The 22,411-nt window shown below is 50.5% G+C and carries 18 protein-coding genes; 4 read left to right on the top strand and 14 right to left on the bottom strand.

What is annotated here, in order from left to right; all coding sequences use genetic code 11:
• Window positions 1–8 precede the first annotated feature (8 nt).
• From U9S71_RS04135 to U9S71_RS04095, 9 genes are all read right to left on the bottom strand, one after another.
• Window positions 9–1,481 carry a hypothetical protein gene (locus U9S71_RS04135; protein WP_326325474.1) on the bottom strand — a complete coding sequence of 491 codons (1,473 nt, stop codon included), beginning with the start codon at window positions 1,479–1,481 and terminating at the stop codon, window positions 9–11.
• Between the two features lie 112 nt (window positions 1,482–1,593).
• Entirely contained in the window at window positions 1,594–3,867 is a 2,274-nt protein-coding gene (locus tag U9S71_RS04130; RefSeq protein WP_326325473.1) for a RagB/SusD family nutrient uptake outer membrane protein, read from the bottom strand.
• 12 nt (window positions 3,868–3,879) lie between these two features.
• A complete protein-coding gene (locus tag U9S71_RS04125; RefSeq protein ID WP_326325471.1) occupies window positions 3,880–6,951 on the bottom strand; it encodes a SusC/RagA family TonB-linked outer membrane protein in 3,072 nt (1,023 codons plus the stop codon).
• Between the two features lie 20 nt (window positions 6,952–6,971).
• Window positions 6,972–8,792 (bottom strand): RagB/SusD family nutrient uptake outer membrane protein, encoded by a 1,821-nt coding sequence (locus U9S71_RS04120; protein WP_326325470.1) that lies wholly within the window; start codon window positions 8,790–8,792, stop codon window positions 6,972–6,974.
• A gap of 20 nt (window positions 8,793–8,812) precedes the next feature.
• A complete protein-coding gene (locus U9S71_RS04115) occupies window positions 8,813–11,944 on the bottom strand; it encodes a SusC/RagA family TonB-linked outer membrane protein (RefSeq protein ID WP_326325468.1) in 3,132 nt (1,043 codons plus the stop codon).
• 408 nt (window positions 11,945–12,352) lie between these two features.
• Window positions 12,353–12,682: a preprotein translocase subunit YajC gene (gene yajC / locus U9S71_RS04110; RefSeq protein ID WP_326325466.1), complete on the bottom strand. Its 330-nt coding sequence runs from the start codon at window positions 12,680–12,682 to the stop codon at window positions 12,353–12,355.
• 59 nt (window positions 12,683–12,741) lie between these two features.
• Window positions 12,742–13,212: a DUF1573 domain-containing protein gene (locus U9S71_RS04105; protein WP_326325465.1), complete on the bottom strand. Its 471-nt coding sequence runs from the start codon at window positions 13,210–13,212 to the stop codon at window positions 12,742–12,744.
• Window positions 13,213–13,282: 70 nt separating this feature from the next.
• Window positions 13,283–14,230: a transcription antitermination factor NusB gene (gene nusB / locus U9S71_RS04100; protein WP_326325463.1), complete on the bottom strand. Its 948-nt coding sequence runs from the start codon at window positions 14,228–14,230 to the stop codon at window positions 13,283–13,285.
• 48 nt (window positions 14,231–14,278) lie between these two features.
• A complete protein-coding gene (locus U9S71_RS04095) occupies window positions 14,279–15,358 on the bottom strand; it encodes a Glu/Leu/Phe/Val family dehydrogenase (protein WP_326325461.1) in 1,080 nt (359 codons plus the stop codon).
• Between the two features lie 111 nt (window positions 15,359–15,469).
• On the opposite strand from U9S71_RS04095, the gene U9S71_RS04090 reads away from it, so the two are divergent.
• Window positions 15,470–17,251, top strand: a complete 1,782-nt coding sequence (locus U9S71_RS04090) for an ABC transporter ATP-binding protein (protein WP_326325459.1) — start codon at window positions 15,470–15,472, stop codon at window positions 17,249–17,251.
• A 55-nt stretch (window positions 17,252–17,306) separates the two neighbouring features.
• Here U9S71_RS04090 and rpmA read toward each other — a convergent pair whose 3' ends face one another.
• Together rpmA and rplU are read right to left on the bottom strand one after the other, a co-directional pair.
• Window positions 17,307–17,987, bottom strand: a complete 681-nt coding sequence (gene rpmA, locus U9S71_RS04085) for a 50S ribosomal protein L27 (RefSeq protein WP_326325458.1) — start codon at window positions 17,985–17,987, stop codon at window positions 17,307–17,309.
• Between the two features lie 48 nt (window positions 17,988–18,035).
• Complete coding sequence (rplU, locus tag U9S71_RS04080; RefSeq protein ID WP_325635060.1) at window positions 18,036–18,347, bottom strand: 50S ribosomal protein L21; 312 nt, start codon at window positions 18,345–18,347, stop codon at window positions 18,036–18,038.
• Window positions 18,348–18,498: 151 nt separating this feature from the next.
• On the opposite strand from rplU, the gene rpsF reads away from it, so the two are divergent.
• From rpsF to rplI, 3 genes are read left to right on the top strand one after another with little or no spacing between them, the layout of a single operon-like run.
• Window positions 18,499–18,867, top strand: a complete 369-nt coding sequence (gene rpsF / locus U9S71_RS04075; RefSeq protein ID WP_326325454.1) for a 30S ribosomal protein S6 — start codon at window positions 18,499–18,501, stop codon at window positions 18,865–18,867.
• Entirely contained in the window at window positions 18,867–19,130 is a 264-nt protein-coding gene (gene rpsR / locus U9S71_RS04070; protein ID WP_262246340.1) for a 30S ribosomal protein S18, read from the top strand. The genes rpsF and rpsR overlap by 1 nt, the downstream gene beginning before the upstream one ends.
• Window positions 19,131–19,143: 13 nt before the next feature.
• Window positions 19,144–19,587, top strand: coding sequence for a 50S ribosomal protein L9 (gene rplI / locus U9S71_RS04065; protein WP_326325453.1), 444 nt, complete (start codon window positions 19,144–19,146; stop codon window positions 19,585–19,587).
• 80 nt (window positions 19,588–19,667) lie between these two features.
• On the opposite strand, the gene U9S71_RS04060 is transcribed toward rplI, so the two are convergent.
• The 3 genes from U9S71_RS04060 to U9S71_RS04050 are packed head-to-tail and all read right to left on the bottom strand — an operon-like array spanning window position 19,668 to window position 22,410.
• Window positions 19,668–20,375: a LytR/AlgR family response regulator transcription factor gene (locus U9S71_RS04060; protein WP_326325451.1), complete on the bottom strand. Its 708-nt coding sequence runs from the start codon at window positions 20,373–20,375 to the stop codon at window positions 19,668–19,670.
• Window positions 20,372–21,412, bottom strand: coding sequence for a sensor histidine kinase (locus tag U9S71_RS04055; protein ID WP_326325449.1), 1,041 nt, complete (start codon window positions 21,410–21,412; stop codon window positions 20,372–20,374). Before U9S71_RS04055 ends, U9S71_RS04060 begins: the two co-directional genes overlap by 4 nt.
• A complete protein-coding gene (locus U9S71_RS04050) occupies window positions 21,409–22,410 on the bottom strand; it encodes a histidine kinase (RefSeq protein ID WP_326325448.1) in 1,002 nt (333 codons plus the stop codon). The genes U9S71_RS04055 and U9S71_RS04050 overlap by 4 nt, the downstream gene beginning before the upstream one ends.
• Between the last annotated feature and the right edge of the window lies 1 nt (window position 22,411).

Raw genomic sequence — 22,411 nt, 5'->3', positions numbered from 1 at the left:
AAAAAAAGCTATTCACCGAGACCGATCCTGGTGACTTTTGCCGAACCTCTCTCCGAGAGGGAAATGCGCATACTTTTCATCGCGCCGGTATACCCTGCCGTTTCGGCCAAGTGAATCCGATACGTGCGCTGTTGTCCATCTGCTACGATGGTCTTTTCGGTGTGTACAACCGGCTTTTCCGGAAATTCCGACGCTTTCTGTTTCCGTTCAGCGTCCACATCGTGTGCTCCTTCGCTCCAGTTCAACCAATCCGTAAAATCGGCCGGACTTACGGGTTGTACGTCTACCGAAAGTACCAACTCGCCGCTTGCCGTTTCAAACGCCCCTTCGATTTCAAGAAATGGCGTTTTGGACGCTTCCCAGAAGGTAGCGGGGCCTACCAGTGTCGCATCGGACTGGAATTGGACATCCAGTTTGCCTTCAATGGGGAATCCAGCATCTTTTATTTCACCTTCGTAATACCAGTTGTCTCGCGAGTCATTAAAGCTCCACTGGGGCTGCGGCACCACTTCCCAGTTAGCCTCCGCGTAGCCACGGATGTCGTCCAAAGTGCCGAGCACCAAAGATGTTTTATAGGACCATCGGATATTGTGATCGAGGATCTGCCGGCCTGTAGGCGCGATATGCCCCGTTGCTGCGTCCTTCTCCCCGCCTACTCCCTTAGATTCATCGTTGGGATGGAACCCACCGTTGAATGTCATCGCTTCCGGCTGGAAAACACCAATGCCATACCCGTTCTCGTCGAGCAACGCCACCCAGTTTTCGGGTGTATAGAAATGCACCCAGGGCCAACCTTTATGGTCACCCTTATCTACCACGGTGGTTGTGGGCTCGCCCGTAAACGGTTTATCACCCAGGTAAGTAACCAGTTGGTACCAGGGGCCATTGGTATAAACGGCGGGCATTTCCTGGCCGGATGCCCGGTATTGCGTATGGTCTGTCCGTTTATTGACGATGGCGGCCTCCATGGTAATCACATTGCCTTCCAAGGTATACAGGCATTCGAATTCGCAATCGCCGGCCACTCCGGTCTTGTGGGGCCACTGCATCGGTATACTGCGAACAAAGAATGCATTGTCGCCGCGTTGTTCAAACGATAGTATCTTCGAACGATGCCCCCCTGCGTCGCCCGATTGGATGGGGTTCCACCCTAAACCGGCCCACTCAGGGGTAGGCGTTTCCCCATTCGGACCAATGTAAGGCCAGGGGCCGCTGTAAAAGGAAAGCTGTATCTGCCGTCCCCAGTCGAAACTGTTCACCATGTTCTTCCCACCGTTCTCTTGGTCAGAAAGAAACGTGACCGCCCCACCCAAACCTAAGTCGATGCCCAGTTTCAAGCGGTCGTTTTCCAGGTACCGCATGGAAGACTCCACCACGGGCGTTTCCTTTTTGGCTTTCGACGAGCATCCCATGACAATTCCTAACGACAGGCAAACCGCCGTCATCAACATGCTGTTCGTTTTCAGTTTTTTCCTTATCATACCAACTAACAGATTATAAATAACCCGCGGGGCCCAGCCATTCCCATGGCATGTTGCCAAAAGAATATCGGAGCTCCGCGAGTTAATCAACGATTGTATTATATTACCTATATCACCAACCCGGGTTTTGCCAATCTTCGCCCGTATAGGAAGCCATTTTCGATACTTCCGATTGATTGATGGGCTGCAACAGGTATTTATCCGTATGGGTGTTGCGGTCCTGCAGCTTAATCCGGTTGTACTCATAATCATCACCGTCTTTCACGATACGCATACCGGTAACGAATTTATCGGTTTCGTTTAGTATCTTCCAGCGGCGCACATCGAAGAACCGGTGCTCCTCGAAAGCCAGTTCAACACGGCGTTCGTTGCGGTAACGCACTTCGAATTCTTCGGCATTCAACCCAGGGGGCAGGGCAGGCATATCCGCCCGTGCACGGATGATATTCACTGCTTCCCTGGCCGACAGCGCACCCGCACCACTCGCCTTAGACTCGACCTGTGCGTCGGGCCCAACCGATTGGTACGCAGCTTCGGCAAAGTTGAGGTACAACTCACCCAGGCGGAAGATTTTCATCAAACCGTCCTGATCGGTATTGATGCCAGACTTGTAGTTATTGAACTTACGCAGGTAGTAGCCCGTACGTGTGAACCGTGTTTGCGTAACGTCGCTCGAAATCCCGCTATTGCCCCCTACGAAAGTCTGTACCGGCGTAGCTGCCGACGGTGGTGTGAAGCTTTCAATATTGAAATTCCGGATGGTCAGCTCGTAGTCGGGACCGCCAGTTAGGTCGAACCGCAAGAAATGGTTGGCCGGCTCCTGGCCACCATCGGCATTGACGCCGAAACCGAAATCGGCAATGGCCGAAGAGAGGTCATATTCAAATCGCTTCCATTCAGCAGCCTCCTCAATGACGATGTTTTGGCCGGAGGATACTCCCCCTTGCGGACCGCCCGCCACACAGTAAAAAAATTCGGCATCGGAAACGGTCTTATTACTTTTATACTCAAAAGTAACCATATGTTTCGCTGCCCCAGGAAATGCCGCGTTGAGTGTTGTGGTGTGTATCCACGGATCACCACCGGTGGTCGACAGGGTAATCGCATCGTCGGCCGAAGCTGTTGTCACATTGTTTACCGTTTCGGTAAAGCCAAGTGGGATCAACGCCTTCTCTATATTTCCCGTAGAGAGGGAACGCGGTGAATTGTTATAGTATATCGATGCATAAAAGCGGGGGTCGCGGCCTTCATAAGGATTTGCAGGGTTGTAGCCCGATGCCGTGTTGATCATCGGCTGAAGATGCTGTGCATCGGAATAACCCAGCACCGGCATTTGTCCGGTAGCCTGCATCCCGTAGGCATCCACCAGCTCCTGTGATGGACCTGCACCCGCTTTTTCCGCGCCCTGGGTAATCGGAGTCCCGGCCCACTTCCACACGTTCGCTCGTAAAGCCGTGGTCTCATAGATGGTTTCTTTATCCACCGAGCGACTGGGATCTGAGCGGTTGATAAAGTAGTACGCATAGGCATTCTGCGCAACGTCTGCCGGTGGCGTGATATCAAATAGTTCGAAACCATGCCCCAAACACGCATCTAACGCTTCTTTGGTAATTTCCGTGGCCTTCTCCCATGTGTATTTGCTGCCGGCAGTATAAAACAGCGGGCTGGCGGCATACAGGGCTGCCTGCGACCTTACGGCGTGCGCAAACGCGCGGGTAATGGTGCCCCGTTCATTGTCGCTGATATCCCATCGGAAGCCAACGGTCGACTTACCGCTTTCCGGAATCGCCAGCGCGGCATCACAATCGGCTAAGATGAAATCAACACACTCCTCGAACGTGGCACGCCGGTCCTGTGAGAAATCATGGGTTACCTCATACGGCGTGCTGATGAGCGGAACGCCACCGAACCGTTTCACCAGCTGCAGGTAATAAAATGCACGCATCACCAACACCTCACCAATCCATCCGTTCTTCTCGTCTTCGTCGATAACAGCGACAGCGATATTCGGGTCGTTAATACTCGTCAGGAACGTATTCGCTTTCCGGATGGCCTGGAAATAATGCCCCCAAGAATAATCACCTGCAACCGGGTTGCTGGCGGGCGAAGTCCGGTTGTTGTACCAGTTGTTCACATTGCTACTCACGCCATCGCTGGCATCGTGCGCCTCGTCGCTGAACGATGCCAGCGGTGTTTGCCCGTACGTGAAACCGACCTGCGGCATAAAGCCTTTGACAGCGTTGAAGTAATTTCTTGTACGAAAATAGTCGCTGAACATATCTTTCAGGGTCATCCTCCCATCCGATGGTAAATCGAGGTCTGCACAAGACCCCAAACCGGAAATACCGATGACTAGGGCAACTATTCTTAAAATTCTATTCTTCATTCTATACGATTTTTAGAAGTTTGCAGTTAAACCAATATTAAATACACGGTACGGCTGGAATGTGCTCATGCTTCCGATTTCCGGATCGATGTATTTCGATTTCATGTTATCGATGGTAAACAGGTTCTGTACCGTTAACGATACCCGCACCGCTTCCGAGCGGATTTTCTGTGAAATCTGTTGCGGAAGCGTATAGCCCACTTGCACGTTACGTAGGCGCAGGTAAGAACGGTCGCTCAGGAAGTAGTCATTGTCGCGATGGTTTACCGATGGCGAAAGGGATAATGCCGGGTAGCTGATGGTCTCTCCCGCCGCATACCGTTCAGGCGTCCACGCATGCAAATGGATATCATTGAAGATACCTTTGCTCCCGTTTTCGTAAGCGCCCGTGCCACTGATGAATTGCGACGCTTTATTTACGCCGTGCAAGAGGAAAGACATGTCCCAATTCTTATAGTTGAACCCACCAACTAAACTGTACTCCTGTTGCGGCAACCTCGCGTATCCCATCGGAGCCAAATCTTCTTCATTGATGATATTGTCGCCGTTCAGGTCTTGATAGATGAAATCTCCTAAGCGAGGTGCTCCAAACGCATAAGTAAGTCCAGCGTTGGCCAGTTCGTCCGCTGTGTTGAACATCCCGTTGCCGTTGCTGTAATCAATCCGGTAGCCCCAAAGTTGACCAAGAGCATACCCTTGGGTACGGTAGGGATAAGCGAAATCCTCACCGGCCGATGCCTCATTGATGTTGATTACCTTATTTTTTGCCTGCATGAAGTTGGCCTGGGCAAATACCGAAAAGTCCGGGCTGATATGTTTGTCAAAGCCCAAAGCAAGTTCAAAGCCTTTGTTTTCCATGGCACCATCATTCAATTTCGGATAATAGTTCAATGGTATTCCTTGGTACTCGGGTAACCGGGCGCTACTATTAATCAGCATGTTATCCACCCTGTGTGTAAAGTAGTCTGCTTCCAAGGTAAACATGTTCAACAGTCCAATATTGATACCCACGTTCATCTTTTCGATCCGCTCGGGCTCTAGTTCAGGGTTACCCCGTTCCAACTCGGATCCATTGGAGCGGATGTTATCCAGATACAAGAATCGCGCACTGCCCAATTGGTCGTTTGCCGTAACGCCGTAAGACGCCCGGAGTTTAAGCAGGGTCAGCACGTCCGACTGGAGAAAATCTTCCTTCGATGCAATCCACGCACCCGAAATGGCAGGGGTGAGGGCATAACGGTTGTCGGGATGGAATTGCTCCGAGCCCGAGTATCCGAGGTCCGCTTTCAAGAAATAACGGTCTTTATACCCGTACAACGCGGAGAAGCCGAAATTTTGACGCATGTAAGGCAGCACCGCATTGCTCGTTCCCCCAGACTCCTTCTCTTGTTTGAGGTAATAAGTGTGGACGGAAGCATCGATGCTATGGTCGCCGAAGCGGCGATTGTAGTCTATCCGCCCGAGCAAGTTCAGGTAATAGAAAAACACGGATCCTTTACTGTATGCAAGGGGCGTGTTTTCAAACGTCTTGTACGTCGTGAAATTATCAAGTGTTGAAAAGTCGTCTCCACGCAATACCCGCTTGTAGTTCTGTGTCGTTAAGGTTTCGTTACGCACGTATGTCTGGTACGCCATACCGCCACTTGCCGAAAGCCCCTCGGTTAGGAAACTCATGTCCAATTTCAATCCCGCTTGGGCAATCACGTTGGTTTCCACCACGTTGTTATAGCCGGAGCGGTTTAAGGTGCCGTATACCGGGCTATCCAGCCCGTCTACGGTAACCACCTGATTGCTCATTTCCGGATCGTCTTCGAAAATGGGCGACAACGGACCGAACATGGTTGGTGGCTGATTGAAAATCTGGCTATACACGTTCCAGCCCATCGTGGCACCCGCCAACTTTTCCTGTTTCACATTACCGGTGAGCCGCATATAGCCCGAGAAATAGTTATTGAATTTGACATCCATATTCGTACGGAAGTTACCAATACTAACTCGTGGCGTGGGATCGTATTTCCGGCTGGGCTCATCGGTGATGATGAAGGGCTCCTCTTGGTTCATGAAACTCAAGTTAGAGTAATACCTGAACCTGTCGGTACCACCCGACACGTTCACGCCCACGCGCTGCCGCATCACGAAATCTTTCACATAATCGTCAAACCAATTATTGTTGGGGTACGCGATGTCGCTCCCCGAGCGAAACAGGTCGATCTCATCTTGCGAAAATTGAGAGTATGTACCCAACCCATCCCGTTCGCCAGCCTCATTCCGCAATTCTGCGTATTGGGCCGAATTGACAAATAAAGGCCGCCGAGTCATTTGCTGAAAAGAATAGTCGGCATACCCTTCCACATTCAGCTTGCCCGTAAAGCCACGCCTCGTGGTAATAACGATTACACCGGCTGCACCCTGGATACCATAAGCCGCAGTAGCTGACGCGTCTTTCAGTACGGACACACTTTCAATCTCCTTCGGCGAAATGAATTCCAGGTATTGGGTAGGTGCAATCACGCCATCGATGATGATGAGGGGGTCGTTGCCATTTACCGAAGAAGAACCCCTGATCGATTTAGACAGGTTTCCGTAGCCGAAGAAGGTCAGTTCAGCGATATTGGAAATCGTGGTCAAACCGGGCAAGCGGCCAGCATACGTCTCAGAAAGGACATTCGTTGGCGCTTTATCCAATACACTACCCGATACGGATGATACCGCGCCGGTAAGCGATTCCTTGGTGTACGATTGGTAGCCGAAATTGACCGACCCACCCATGTTGTGGGGGTCAAAAGCCAGTACAATCTCCTTCCCGTCGGCGATTTCTCCAATAGGAATACGCAAATTTAAATAGCCTGCAGCCGAGACGACCACATGGTTGGTATGCTCATCGAACGCCAAAGTAAAAGTCCCATCCTGGCCTGTAATCGACTGGTGACTATCGTCATTGGTCACCAGTGTTGCTCCCTGCACCGGTTGATTGAATTCGTTAACCACCCGGCTTTGCGCTTCGCTTGCCTCCTGAGCGTACAGTGACACGAACGTCACCAAACTAAAGATGCACAGCGCAATAGATTTTATATATTTCTCCATCTTAATCATAAATCATGAAATTACCATCCTGGATTCTGCCATTTCTGCCCTGTAACCGATTCGAGCGTAGATGCCTCACTTAGCGGAATCGGCAGTAAGAGGTCGCGATTGGAGTGACCGCCCCGTGGGTTCGTCGAGATATTACGACGATTATACGTAAAGCTTCCGTCGCCGTTTTTCGTGATGACCATCGCGGTGAGCCATTTGGCGGTTTCACTCAGGTCGCCATCGGGGTTCTCCCACCGGCGAACATCGAAATACCGTTGTTCCTCCCAAGCCAACTCTACGCGCCGTTCATTGTGTATACGGAGAATGAGTTCTTCCTGCGACAAGTCCGCCGTAAACCCAGGCATGCCCGAGCGGGCGCGCACTTCATTGGCCGCTGCGCGGGCTTCATCCAGGTGTCCCGCCTTAGCTGCCGCTTCGGCCAAATCCAGTAAAGTTTCACCAAGCCGGTAGTACTTCCAGTTCGAGTTGTTAATCCCATTGGTCTGGCTTGCACCGGGCGTAACCATCTTAGCGTGGTAGTAGCCCGTACGTGATGCCGAACGATTAGTGACATCAAAACTCGGTGCATGATCCCCCCCCGTGTAAGTTTCTATTTCAACCGTCTGGTTGTCGAACAGAATCGTACTGCCATTATGAAGCACCGTTTGGTCCAGTCGAGGATCCCGGTTAGCATAAGGATCGTTCGGATCATATATGGAATTCGGATTGTAGTTCGGTTGCAAATGGCGTTCGTCCAAATAAGGTTTGCTTAAGTCCAATATGGGCTCGCCATCAATGGTTTCAAACGCATCCACCAATTCCTGGGTTGGTGCTACCCCGGCTTTATATGTGTTGGGCATGTTACTGCCAATGTAACCGATATGCCATACAAACACACTGCCATCCCGAACCTGGTAAATCGTTTCCCGATCGCGTGGGGTGGCCGAATAGTCCGCATTCTGGTCAACAAGCTGGCGCAATGCGGCAGCAGGGCCTGTACCGAATACCGCCGGTTGTGTCGTTTGGGTAAACAGTTCATAGCCGTTTGCTTTCAATTTAGACACGGCGTCCTTGGCCACTTGGTATGCTTCTTCCCAGTGATTTTGACCTTCATTGTGAAGCGGGCTGGCAGCAAAAAGCATAGCTTTGGTTTTGAGCGCCAGTGCGAGGGCCTTGCTTACACGCCCCGCGTCGTTGGGGTCGGTAATCCGCCAAGGCAGATTAGCTTCGGCTAGCGCGGCATCGCAGTCGGCAACGATGAACTTGGCCACATCGTATACCGATGCGCGGCTCAATGTAGAGAAATCCGCATCAAACGGAACCGTGGCGTCCAAGATAGGAACCTTACCAAACCATTTGACCAACTCCATGTAGAAAAATGCCCGGAGAATCCGTGCCTCTGCCTTAAACCGGCCGCGGTCGGTCTCGTTGTTTACGGCTGCGCCGTCAATCACTTCAATAAACTGCGAGCATAGCCGGATTTGTTGCCAGGAACGGTCCCAGTATTCGTTATTGAAACCACCGTGCTGATCGACCCTGTTCAGCATCGCGTGGTTACCCGCCGAGTTGTTATCGTTGTAATAATCACTTGCTATCAAGCCCGTTTGGCCGTCGTCAGACGTCCAGCCGTCGTCGCTGGTAGCTACCACCGCCGATTCGAAGAACATATAACTGTACCCTTTCTTGGGAATATTATTGTAACACTGGTTCAACAGGCCTTCCACCTTATCGGGGTCGGCCAATACCTCATCCATCTGCATATTGCCATCGGGTGCCATGTCTAACACGTCGTTACAGCTCGACGCAAACAAGGTTAACGGCAAAATGATGGCTATTAAACGTTGTAATTTCATTTCTTGCTAGAGTTTAGTGATTAAAAAGTCACATTAACACCAAAATTGATCATCATGGTCAACGGATATTGCAGGCTATTCGTCTGCTCCGGATCGACCGTATCTACAGGCATTTTTTTGAATGTCAACAGATTATTACCGTTTGCATACACCCTAACCTGTTCCATACGAACGGGGTCTAGCCATTTTGCTGGCAGGGTGTAACCGATCTCTGCATTTTTCAAGCGGAAGAACGAACGATCCATGATAAATACATTGTTCGGGATTTGGCTTACCCCTTTGCTCATTGCCAGGGCGGGATAAAGAATGGTTTCGCCATTGGCGTACCGTTCGGGTGTCCATGCCTGGTGATGCCATCCGCTAAAGAACCCCACGAGCCCCACTTCCGTGACGCCCCAGTCATTCCGGTAGTTATGGCTCTGGCCCACACCGGTGAATAAAAATGAAACGTCAAAGTTTTTGTAGGTCACCGAACCTGCCAGGCCGTAGCCAACCCGAGGTATATTCGGGTAGCCAACGGGGACCATATCGCGATCGTTCACGACACCGTCACCCGTGACATCCACGTACATGAAATCGCCCAGACGCGGCGTACCGCCCATCTCATATTCGGGCAAATTAGCCAACTCTTCGGGGGTGTTGATGTAACCGTTCCCATTGCTATAATCGATTTTGTAACCGAATTGCTGGCCGATGCTAAACCCTGTATTCCGATAGCGGTATGCATAGTCTTCGCCGAGCTGCACCTCGTCGGAATACGCTATGGTGTTTCTGTTGTACGAGAAGTTACCTTTTACCAGGAACGACAAATCCGGGCTCAGACTTTTCCGATACGTCAATTCCGTCTCTAAACCTTTGTTATCCACCACGCCGATATTTACCCTGGGGATATTCCCCAATGGAACCCCCTGCAGGGCTGGGATGGTTTTCCGGCTGATGAGGATCTTGTCGCGGTGTTCCTTAAACAGATCAACCGTTAGGGAAAGGCTGTTGATCAACTCCAAATCGAGACCGAGGTTAGTCTTCTTCGATTTTTCCCATTGGATAAACTCGTTACCCATCCGCCCCTGCACGATGCTCTGCCCGCGGCCCAAGGTGGGGAATATGCCACCGCCCACGTTGATAAAGCTTTGGTAAAGGAACCGGTCATTACCCAGTTTATCGTTCCCGGTAATACCGTGCGAAGCCCTAATCTTCAAATTGGTAACAATTGGATTGCCAGCCAGGAACGCCTCGTTGCTGGCCACCCAGCCCACCGAAAACGCCGGGAAAGACCCAAAGCGATTGTTAGGCGCAAATTGTTCCGACCCGTTATAGCCGAAATTGAACTCGGCCAAATAGCGGTTATCGTAATCGTAAGTGGCACGTGCCACTAAACCGACGATATTATAAGGCAATTGAGGGGCATATTCATCCCAGTTGTCGCGTTGCCCCAAGAGCATCCCGCCCACATGATGACGGCCGAACGAGCGGGTGTAATTCAAGGAGGCCTGATAGTTCACATAATAACGGGTATTCATTCCCTTCGTTAGCCGGATGGCCCGATCAGCATTCGAAATGATGGCGTTATACCCGCTGGTTTCATCCGCGCTACGCGCTACATTAAATGCATAGGTGTCCATCGCCCGTATCCCTTGGAGGATGGTACGCGCTTGGCTATCGAAGGCAATCATCCCTTTGGCAGACAGCCCTTTGGTTATGAAGTCCAACCCCCAATCCAATGTCAGCGATGAGTTCAGCATATTGGTGGTTTCTTGGCGGTAACCGCGGCGGTTGATCTCACCGAACGTATTCCGGTCTTGGCCCGATTGGGCAACCACCTCATTTGCCGGCACGCCATACCCGGGCACCGTTACTGGCCCCGGGTCGGTAGGTGGCGTAGCCCAGCTGTAGGCAATCATGTTCGTTACCATACTTGCTACACTCCCGCCAAATAGATCCTCGGTTTGCGGGGTATTCATCTTTTCCAGATACGTGGCGATATTCAACGAAGCCTTCAGGTTTTTGGCAATGCTGTAATCGATGTTACCGCGGAAATTATAGCGATCCATCTTGTAGCTCGGATCGTAACCGAGGAAACTTTCGGGCTCGGTTTTGAAGTTACCTCCCTGACCGATGTAACCAGCATTCAGGAAGTAGGTAAACCGCTCGCCCCCACCGTTGAAATTGGCATTTGCCCGGGTTTGGGGCGCCCAGTCGCGGAAATAATCGTGAAACACGTCGCGATCCGGATAAAAGACAGGGTCTTCGCCACTCCGATACATATCGATCATGTATTGCGTAAACGGCATCTGGTCTTCGGTCGCATCGGGGTTACTGTTCAGGAAGGCCTGATTACGCAGTTCGGCAAATTCCCACGAATGAAGACGGTCGGCCTTAACCAGAAATTTCTGGATACTCTGGTCGAATGAGACACTCAGCTCCGATTTACCCGGTTGACCGCGGCGGGTCGTGATCAAAATCACCCCGTTCGCACCCCGAACACCGAAAACAGCGGTAGCCGATGCATCTTTCAGGATGCTGACCGTTGCCACCTCATTCGGATCGAGTTTACTGATACCCGAGCGTGGCACCCCATCGATCAGGATCAGTGGCGATGCATCATTCAAGGTACCCACCCCACGCAGGTACAGGTTCACGACATCGGCCCCGGGTTGGCCGGAGGATTGCAGTGCTGTTAAACCAGGCATACGGCCCGCCAGGGAAGCCGCTAAGTTGGCCGTCGGACTTTGCTTCAACTCTTTGGTATCAATAGTCGAAATAGCTGCCGTTACCGACACCTTTTTCTGGGTGCCGTAACCCACGACCACGACTTCCTCCAGCCCGACATTATCCGGCATCAACTGCACATTGACGGGCGACGCACTGCGAACCGGCAATGCTTTATCGACATAACCAACCAAACGGAAGAGCAAGGTATCCCCAATACTCACACCTGCCAATACAAACTCACCGTCTGTATTGGTAGACACCGCGGCGGATTTGTGCTTAACACTGACGGTTACGCCAGCGAGTGGCCCCTGCTCATCGCTCACCTTTCCGCTTATATCCTGACCCTGCTGCGCCGATAGCGCTGCGGGTACCGAAATCAGAACGAAAACGAGAATAGATAATAGCCACGAATCTTTAAAATTTCGAAAGCGTTTCAACATAGTTTACTTGGATTGGATAAATAATTTAGTGCATATTTGGACATTTGTTTGCGGCGGCTCCCTACTGACCCAAGTAGGCAGTTACCCTGTTTAATTTCATCAAATCGGTTTCGGTTGTTGCAATAGTCAATATCATCAAGGGCATCACAACTCTCCGTTTAGGACTACAAAGATAGCACCCGCCAGCTAGACGGCAACCCGCACCATGCTGACGCGACCTGTACCATCCTGCACCGTTAACCACGAGTGAGCACAGCTATTTATACGATTAAGCAATAAATAAAACAAGCAAAAAAAGCATCCATTTCCAGCAACGGACACGGTTAGGTGGGTATAAATGAATACGGGTGTCCTGCCTCAACCGTGTTAGCAGCCAAGCAGAGCACCCGTGTTTTTTCTGTTTTTTAGTTACGCTTTGGGAGCAGCGTTCTGCGCTTTGGAAGCATCGAGTGCAATCGCAGACTTATCGAAACGAATCTTCACCCCGCCGCCAACGTCGACCAAAAAGGTTGTCTCAGTAACTTCAACGATACGCCCATGGATACCCGCTGAAGTTACTACACGATCATTCTCTTTCAGTTCTTCAATATACTTTTTATGGTCTTTAGCCTTTTTCATTTGTGGCCTGATCATAAAAAAGTAAAAAACCACGATAATCAGGATCATTGGCAAGAACCCCATGATTCCGCCCGCGCCGCCCGAACCGCTAGCTTGCAATAAAATTGTCGATGTAAACATGCTTATTAATTGTTAATTGTTTATTACTAATTGTTGATTCCTACATATTGCTGTAGACATCATTTCACCACCTCACCCCTAAGGTGAAGCAAGGTATGCTCACTGGCGGCGTTTGAGGTAATGGTTATCACTTTATGCTGCTTACCCAATTGCCCAGCACTGTTAAATACCACCTTTACCAACCCCTCATCTCCGGGCGCAATCGGGTTCTTCGAATATTCGGGCGTAGTACAACCGCACGATGCCTGCACATTCGAGATGATCAACGGAGCGCTACCGGTATTGGTAAATTTGAATTCATGGTTTACTTTTTCTCCCTCGTTCACCGTACCGAAATCGTAGGCATCTTCTGCCACTTCCATCACGGCACCGCTCGAATCGGCACCAGGAATAATCGTTTGCCCAACAGGCTGTTTGCCCACCTGATCCATGGGAATATCCGCCGCTTCTGTGTCTCCCTCTTGGTTGTTACCGCTATTGCATGACACGAGGAGCGTCATGCTCATAAGAAATAAAGGTATCCATTTCATGGTGCTCTATTTAATTGTTGATGAATGTATATATTTATTCTTTTTAACAGTGAACGGTGCAACTTGTTTCCTATTGCATCAGGCCCCTTCCCGACTTCCGAATCCGTCCCGACACCTGCAGTTCGTTCAGTATCTTGTCCAGCACCCCATTGATAAACGTATTGCTCTTGGCCGTACTGAAGACTTTTGATATTTCGATGTATTCGTTGATGGTCACTTTCACTGGAATGGTCGGGAAGTTAAGCAACTCACAGATGGCCATCCGCATTAGCAGGTTATCCAACAGGGCGATCCGGTCTGACTCCCAATTTTTGGTTTTCGTAGCAATCAACTGCTGGTACTCCTCGGCGTAACGGATGGAATGCGTAAGCAGATCGATGACGAATGGCCGGTCGTCTTCCCAATTGGGTGTTAAATCTGCCAATTGGTTTTGGCCCGGCACTTCACTTACAAAGTTCTTGAGCGTTTTCGCAACCATGGCCTGCAGCACCTCCTTATCCACCTGCCAGTTGATGAATTTTTCTTCAAAGGCTTGTTCGATCGATGGCGCTTTGAGGATAATCTTCCGGAAGATGTGTTTGATAATGTCCTTTTCGGCCACGAGTGATCGGTCTTCCTGGTTCAGGTAATTAGCATACGCCTCTGAACCTTTCAACTGGAGAAACACCGAACGCACAATCTCCGGATCGAAGTTCCAAGACACTTTATAGCGTTTCACAGCATCTTTATACGGTTCGTTGTGCCGCAGGAGTTCAATGAACGTATTGGTATACAATCGTGTATTGGGCGAAAGATCGGCTGCCGACGGGAGGTGTTTATTCGCCCGTTCGTCCGCATCGATCCGAACGTAGTCAGACACTTCATCCAAGAGATTCAACGCCCAGATATACATTTCATATACCTGATCCACACTCTTGAGCAGCGCTTTTTCAAACGTAGTGACCCGCTTATCCTCCGATAGTTGGTACGCATACAGCGTCTGTAATACTTTAACCCGCAGGTGCCTTCTGTTTAACATATTGATGTAAAGAACGATCCGATAAAAATATCGACATCCTAATCTATTTTATCGCTTAATTTTACGCATATCGGCTATCCGTGCTTCGGCCAGCTGATTGGCGGCCTCGTGCGGCGCTACGTTTTCATTGATCGATTTACGTAATACGGAGCGCGTGGCTTCGTAGATGGTTTCGGTGAGTGCGGCCGTACGCGACACACCATAGCCGGCAATTTCCGAATAGCAGCTAATCAGTCCGCCGGCATTAATCAGGTAATCGGGCGCATAGAGAATACCTTTCTCCATCAGCAACCGCGCGTCGTCGGTCTCATTGCGCAATTGATTATTTGCGGAGCCCGCAATAATACCACACCTCATTTTGGCAATCGTTTCCTTATTGACCGTTCCTCCCAACGCGCACGGAGCGTACACGTCTACATCGAGCTCGTAGATGTTATTGTTGGCCACGGGCACCGCCTTATACTTGTTTGCCACTTCCACCATCCGGTCTTCCGCGATGTCGCTTACATATACCTTGGCATTTTCCTCACGCAGCAATGCAATCAATTGCTCACCCACATTCCCTGCGCCCTGCACGGCGACCGTCCGGCCAGCCAAACTATCGTTGCCAAAACGCTCCTTGAGCGATGCTTTAATACCACAATATACGCCCTTTGCCGTAAATGGCGCCGAATCGCCGCTGCCACCAAGTGACTTCGGCAGGCCGGCTACGTAATCGGTTTCCATGTGGATAAACTCCATATCACGCGGTGTGGTACCGATATCGAGGGATGCGATGAACGTTCCACCCAGTTCTTCCACGAACTGCCCGAACCGCCGGAGTAACGCTTCGCCTTTCTGGGTGCGGTGATCGCCAATAATTGCCGCATTACCGCCACCCAGATTCACCCCAGCAACCGCTGCCTTGTAGGTCATCCCCCGCGACAGCCGTAGCACGTCGTCGATGGCGTCGTCAGTATGCTGGTAGGGCAACATCCTTACGCCCCCAATTGCAGGGCCGAGTGTCGTATCGTGGATAGCAATAACCGCCTGCAGCCCCACAGCTTCATCATTACAGAAAACGAGCTTCTGGTGGCCAAATTGGGCCATCAACTTAAAGGATGAATTATCTTTGGTAGGTACGGACATAAAAACAACGATAAGCCATTACGTAATCTGCATTATCGGGGCAAACTTAGCAAAAAAATTATGCATATAATCAACCCCGCGAAACATTTCGTATTTTTGCCCATATTCGATATGAAAGATCTCGCACACCTCAACAAGTACTTTTACAAATACCGCTGGCAGATGATCCCCGGTGTCATCTTCGTTATCGTATCCAACTATTTCGGCGTGTTGCCCGCACAGGTCATCCGCATTGCCTTCGACCTCGTGAAGGAAAACATCAGCATATACCGTCTTTTCGATGGGTTTGAGCGGCAGCAGCTGGTGTATGAGATTTTCGGCTACTGCCTATTGCTGTTCGGGGCGGTGGTGCTGGTATTGGCCATCATCCGTGGTATTTTCCTTTTCTTAATGCGCCAAACCATCATCCTCACATCCAGGCATATCGAGTATGATCTCAAGAACGAGATATATAACCATTACCAGCAGCTCGACATGGCGTTCTATCGTCGTAACAATACGGGCGACCTGATGAACCGGGTAACGGAAGACGTAAACCGGGTGCGTTCCTACCTGGGGCCCGCCGTTATGTATTCCATCAATACGGTGGTGTTGTCTGTGATGGTCATCGCGGCGATGATCAGCGTAAACCCAACGCTGGCACTATATGCGTTGCTGCCCATCCCCGTGCTATCGGCCATCTTGCTGGTGGTCAACAAAATCATCAACCGCCGCAGTGAACGCATCCAGCGGCAGCTATCCACGCTGTCGTCGTTCGTGCAAGAAACGTTCTCGGGTGTACGGGTCATCAAAACCTACAACCGGGAGGCGGATAAAATGGACCGCTTTGCCGACGAGAGCAACACCTACCGGGATACTGCATTGGCCCTCGTGAAGACAGAAGCCATCTTTTTTCCGCTTATCCTGTTATTGATTGGCCTAAGCACGGTGATTACGGTATATGTGGGTGGTCTGGAAGTAGCCAAGGGCACCATCACTTCGGGCAATATTGCCGAATTTATTATCTACGTAAACCAACTCACCTTTCCGGCCATGGCCCTGGCGTGGGTAACTTCGCTCATCCAGCGGGCAGCGGCATCGCAGAAACGCATCAACGAATTCCTCCGTACGCAGCCCGAAATCCAATCGGCCTCAACGGGTACGTTCGATGCCCGTGGCCATATCCAATTTGAAAACGTCAGTTTTACGTACCCCGACACTGGTATTCAAGCGCTCAACAACGTATCGTTCGACGTAAAACCGGGCGAAGTGCTGGCCATCATCGGCAAAACCGGATCGGGCAAGTCTACTTTGGCCAATCTCCTTATGCGGATGTACGACGTTGGGGCCGGAACGATCCGCGTAGACGGCCATGATATCCGGCAGCTGCCCCTGCAGGCCTACCGGAGCGAAATCGGATTCGTGCCGCAAGATGTGTTCCTGTTTTCCGAAACCATCGCCAATAATATTGCGTTCGGACTTGATACCGGCGATAGCGGCGAAGTAGAAAATGCCGCACGGCAAGCCGCGGTATACCAAAATATCGCTGCGTTCGAAAAAGGTTTCGAAACCACCATCGGCGAACGGGGCATTACGCTTTCGGGTGGACAGAAGCAACGGGTCTCCATTGCGCGGGCATTGATCAAAAAGCCGCAGATACTGATTTTTGACGACTGCTTATCGGCAGTGGATACCAAGACCGAAGAGGAAATCCTCCGTAACCTCAGCGTGGCCATGGCCGGCAAAAGTTCGATCTTCATTGCCCACCGCGTGTCGACCATCAAAAATGCCGACCATATTCTGGTACTGGACCAAGGTCGGGTAATCGAACAGGGCAGTCACGAGGAACTGCTGGCCATCGGCGGTAGCTACCACGAACTGTACGAGAAGCAGCTACTGGAAGAAGCGGTATAAAAAAACCACCAGCCGATGATCGACTGGTGGTCTCTTAACTTTTATGGACTAGCGCTTAGGCTTCTTTACCGCCGTCAAGCTCGTCTTGCCATTTTTTCAGCTCGTCGAACTTACCTTCGGCAGCAAGCTTCGCCTGCTCGGGCCACGTATCGGTTACAGCCGTATTGAATTGGTCACCGGCTTCTACCAATGTGGCTTTCAATTCCTCGGCCGATTTACCTGCTATGCCAGCAAAATCAGCCAGGCCAGCCGCGGTCAGTACCTCGGCAATTTTAGGGCCGACACCTTCGATAAGCGTCAGGTCATCCCCTTTAGCTTTCGCCGCTTTCTTAGGCGCTGCCTTTTCCTTCTTCTCTTCCTTAGCTTCTGCCGCAGGTGCTTCTTCAGCCTTTACAGCCTTTGCCTTCTTGGCTACGGGCTTCTCTTCTTTCTTGGCAGCCGCTTTTTTAGCTTTCGGCTCGGCTACAGCCACAACCTCTTCCTCAAACGGCATTACCGAAACGAAAGATTTGTTATTGGCCTTCTTGCGGAATACGACGTTACCATCGATGAGCGCAAACAGCGTATGGTCTTTGCCCATACCCACATTCACGTCGGGGTGGTGTTGTGTACCCCGTTGGCGAACGATGATATTACCGGCGATGGCCCGCTGGCCGCCGAATATTTTTACACCTAAACGTTTGCTATGTGACTCACGGCCGTTCTTCGAACTACCCGCACCTTTTTTATGTGCCATGTCTTATCTCTTATTTATGGTGGGCAATCGCCCAGTTAAACAATCCGGTTATAATGCGATGCCAGTGATTTCGATCTTGGTGAATTGTTGGCGGTGTCCATTTTTCTTCTTGTACCCCTTGCGGCGTTTTTTCTTGAAAACGATTACCTTATCACCTTTCAAATGCGACAAAATCTTAGCCGAAACCTTGGCACCTTTCACTGTGGGCGTACCCACCGAAAACTTTCCACCATCTTCTGCTAACAATACATTGTCAAATTCAATACTAGCGCCCTCATCTCCTTGCAGACGATGTACAAAGAGCTGCTGGTCTTTTGCAACCTTGAATTGCTGTCCGGCTATATTTACTATTGCGTACATTGTTAATGAATTAATAAATTAAACGATCTCTAAAATTCGAAGCGCAAAGATAGGAGTTTTGTTTTGATATCAAAAACTTTATACATAAATTTGCATCCCGTTTTGAAACGGAATAGTGTTATTAAATAATTTTAGATTTTTAAAGGAAAGTATGCAACAGTACGAAACCGTTATCGTTCTTACCCCGTTGCTTTCTGAGGACGTAGTGAAGGAGGCCCTGGCCAAATTCAAGAGCATCCTCACCGAAGGCGGAGCCGAAATTGTCCATGAAGACAATTGGGGTTTGAAAAAATTAGCGTATCCGATTGAGAAAAAAACAACCGGATTCTATCACCTCATCGAATTCAAGGCTCCCGGTGAATTAATCAGCAAACTGGAAATTGAATACAAGCGCGATGAGCGGGTAATGCGTTTCCTAACGATCAAGTTGGATAAACACGCCCTTGCTTACAACGAGAAAAAACGCAGTGGTGCTTTCAACAAAAAAGCAGCGCCCAAAACTGAGGAGGTAGCAAACTAATGGCAAAGGAACAGATCCAATACGTGACCGCTCCCAAGGTGGAGGATACACGCAAGAAATATTGCCGTTTCAAGAAAAACGGTATCAAATACATCGATTATAAAGACGCGAACTTCCTGTTGAAGTTTGTCAATGATCAAGGTAAGGTGCTTCCGCGCCGGCTTACGGGCACGTCGTTGAAATTCCAGCGCAAAGTAGCCCAAGCGGTCAAGCGTGCACGCCACATCGGCCTGCTACCTTATGTTGCTGATTCATTAAAATAGGGAGGTAAACGTCATGGAGATAATTTTAAAGCAAGACATCAAGAAACTTGGTGAAAAAGACGACGTCGTAACGGTAAAACCCGGATACGGGCGCAACTACCTCATCCCCCAAGGGTTTGCCGAATTGGCTACCCCTTCTGCAAAGAAGGTATTGGCAGAGAATATCCGCCAAGCCCAATTCAAGCAAGATAAAATCAAGAAAGATGCAACCGAATTGGCTGCGAAGCTCGAAGGCTTGAAACTGACGATCGGCGCTAAGGCCGGCGAAAGCGGAAAGATCTTCGGGTCGGTAAACAGCATCCAGGTAGCAGATGCCCTGAAGAAGCAAGGCTTTGAGGTAGACCGCCGCCGCATCACGTTCGAAGAAGAACCGAAAGTCCTGGGCGAATACGTAGCAAACCTCAACCTGCACAAAGAAGTGAAAGTACAGGTACCTTTTGAGGTTGTAGCGGAATAATTCCGGCTACCGTACAGGTAAGATAACGAGGATGCCTTAACCGGCATCCTCTTTTTTGTGTGCTCCATTTACCACCGGCACTACCCCCCCATCAAAGCCGCCAAAAATGCCTCCTGGTAAAAACTGCCGATGGCGATTTCGTATGGGCCGATGAACACATCGTTGTTGCTGAATGAATCGATCTGTTGCTTATTGACGATATAAGAACGGTTTACCCGCAAGAACTGGCTTTGAGGCAGCATTCCGTGAATACCTTTCAAGTTCATGTGCGTAATCAGCCGCTTGTCGCCATTCTGGATGACCACGTAATCTTTAAGCCCCTCAATAAATAAGATGTCGGCGAAATTGACCTTGAAAAACCGCCGCTCCGACCGGATAAACATGGATTGGCTTTCTACCTGCTCAATACGGGTGTTCCGCTCTTCGGAGAGCAGCATCCCATGGTATGCCGTGGCTTTCGATACCGCACGTTGGAATCGACCGCTGGTGATCGGCTTTACCAGATAGTCAACCGCATCGACGGTATAACTGTCGAGAGCAAACTCGGCAAACGCCGTGGTGAAAATGATCAACGTCGCCTTGGGTACATCTTTCGCGAATTCCAGTCCGTTCACGCCCGGCATCTGTATATCGAGAAAAACCAGATCGACCGGGTTATTTTCCAGGTAGGCAGAAGCCGATTCGGCGCTATCAAAGCTCCCCACATGAGTGAGCGAAGAGGCTTGTGCCACCAATCGTTCCATCCCTCGCCGCGCAATGGGCTCATCATCTACAATTATACACCTCATAAGCCAAATGTCAGTTTTACCGTATACGTATCTTGCCCATCATCGAGGTCAAGACGGAAGTGGCGGCCAAACAATAATTCCAACCGCCTTTTACTATTCTGTAGCCCGATTCCACCCACTTCTTTCTCCAGTGCGCGCCGTGGTTTCGGATTCCTGCACTCAAAATGGAGTTGACCATCAGCCACACGGAAGTGGATATCCACGCGTGAATCATTTCCCGGATGGTGTTTCACGGCATTTTCCACAAACGGGATGAACAACAGCGGGGGTATCTCCACAGCGCTGTCCCCATCCATGCGAATCGTGTATAGAAAACGGTCCCTGCGTGTTTTTTCCAACTCAAGATAGTCGTCGAGGAAGGCAATTTCGTCGTCGAGCCTAACAGTATCTTTCGCCCCACCTTCCACCTGATACGACAACAGATCATTTAATTTGGACAGCATATAGGCCGACTTCTCCCCGTCTTCTTCAGCCATCATGTTGGCGTTGTTGAGGGTGTTGAACAGGAAATGCGGATTGATTTGGTTCTGCAGGTTGGCCAGTTCGATTTCCATGGTTACCTGTTCCAATTCATTGATCCGCCTGGCGTTCTCCATCCGGTACTTCAATAGCTGCAGGGTGGTCAAGCCCATTATAAACAGTGCAAAAGCGAAAAAGCCCGAAGATATGCCGATGAGCGGCGGGGTGGCGATCCCGGCAGGCGCCCCTCCGCCCCCCTCCGCGCCATCCTGGAGCATGCCCAGGGTCAGCACAACCAAAAAGATGAATAGCGCCGTGAGCACGATATAGCGTGTCGCCCGTCCTTTTATCAGCAAACGGGGAACCAGTAGGTACATGTTGACGTAGATGATCGTGTCGATCAGCAGGAAGTAAGGCACCCAGGCACCCAGGCGATGGGGCAATAGCTGCGTAGGCTCATCCCAAAAAACGTTGATCGTGATCAGCATCACCATCACCTGTATCAACAGGTGCCTCCAAATCCGGTATGGGCGCTCCAGCAGCAAGTCGGGTATGATCGGATCGAATCTACTCATCATAACGTCAGCACCAGGGAACTCGTTGTTACATTCAGCTCGTAATCAGCCCCGAGCGCGGTTAGCCGCTGTTCGGCTTGTTTCAGGTCGCATCCCGACAGATCGGTTCCAGGAGCAGCACATTCGAAAGCAATTCGTTGGCCATCCGTTTTGAGGTGGATCGCCAGCACCGCGGGCCGGCGGTCCAGGGCAGCATCAATCAAGGGAATGAACAGCCCGGGCACCACAAACAGGTTGGTATTGCCCACGTGGGATACCGTATAGGAAAAATCAAACGGAGCGATTTCCTGCCGCAGGGCCAGGTAGTTGCGCATAAATAGGATTTCCGCGCCCAGCACCGCCCGCTGGCGTTTGAAATCGTAGAGTTGGTATCGCAACAATTCACTTAGCCTGGAAAGGAACTCGGACGTGTTCCCGGAATCTGTTGTTGTCTTCGCCGCGGCATAGGCTAAGCTGTCTTGGAGAAGTTGCGGATTCAGCTGATTTTTAAATTCGTCGATATCGTTTTTCAGGCGCCTGGTTTCCAGGTTCTCAATCTGGTGATGATCGCTCACCCATTCCCTGAACAACACCGAGATCGAACTACTGGCAATGCACACGGCATATAACGTGGTGTTCGATAACCAATCGAGCACCGTTACACCGTTAACCCGCCGGGCTTCCCCGATCAGCAGCGACTCGATGAAATACTTGGCGGCAATGATACCGAAGAGCAACAGGAAAGCGATGCTTACGTGGGCAACATAGCTGTGTGATAGGGAAAACCGCGGCGTAAGGTAGTAGCGGTTGAAATAGGCGAAAGCAATGATAGTAATCGAAAAGCCTATCCCAAACAGATAGATTGTCCGTTCCGACATGCCGTCCTTATCGCCGAGGGCAAAAAAGGCCTGCGACAGGGCAATCGGCGCCAAGGCCATGGCATACAGCACATGGCGCCACACCCGGAAACGGGCGTGTGACATAAAATCGAACAACATGTTGCTATATTCAACTGTCGGCATG

The organism is Parapedobacter flavus (assembly GCF_035818675.1).
GTDB classification, from domain to species: domain Bacteria; phylum Bacteroidota; class Bacteroidia; order Sphingobacteriales; family Sphingobacteriaceae; genus Parapedobacter; species Parapedobacter flavus.
Note: the sequence above shows the minus strand (reverse complement) of the source record. Positions and strands in the feature narration are given on the sequence as shown.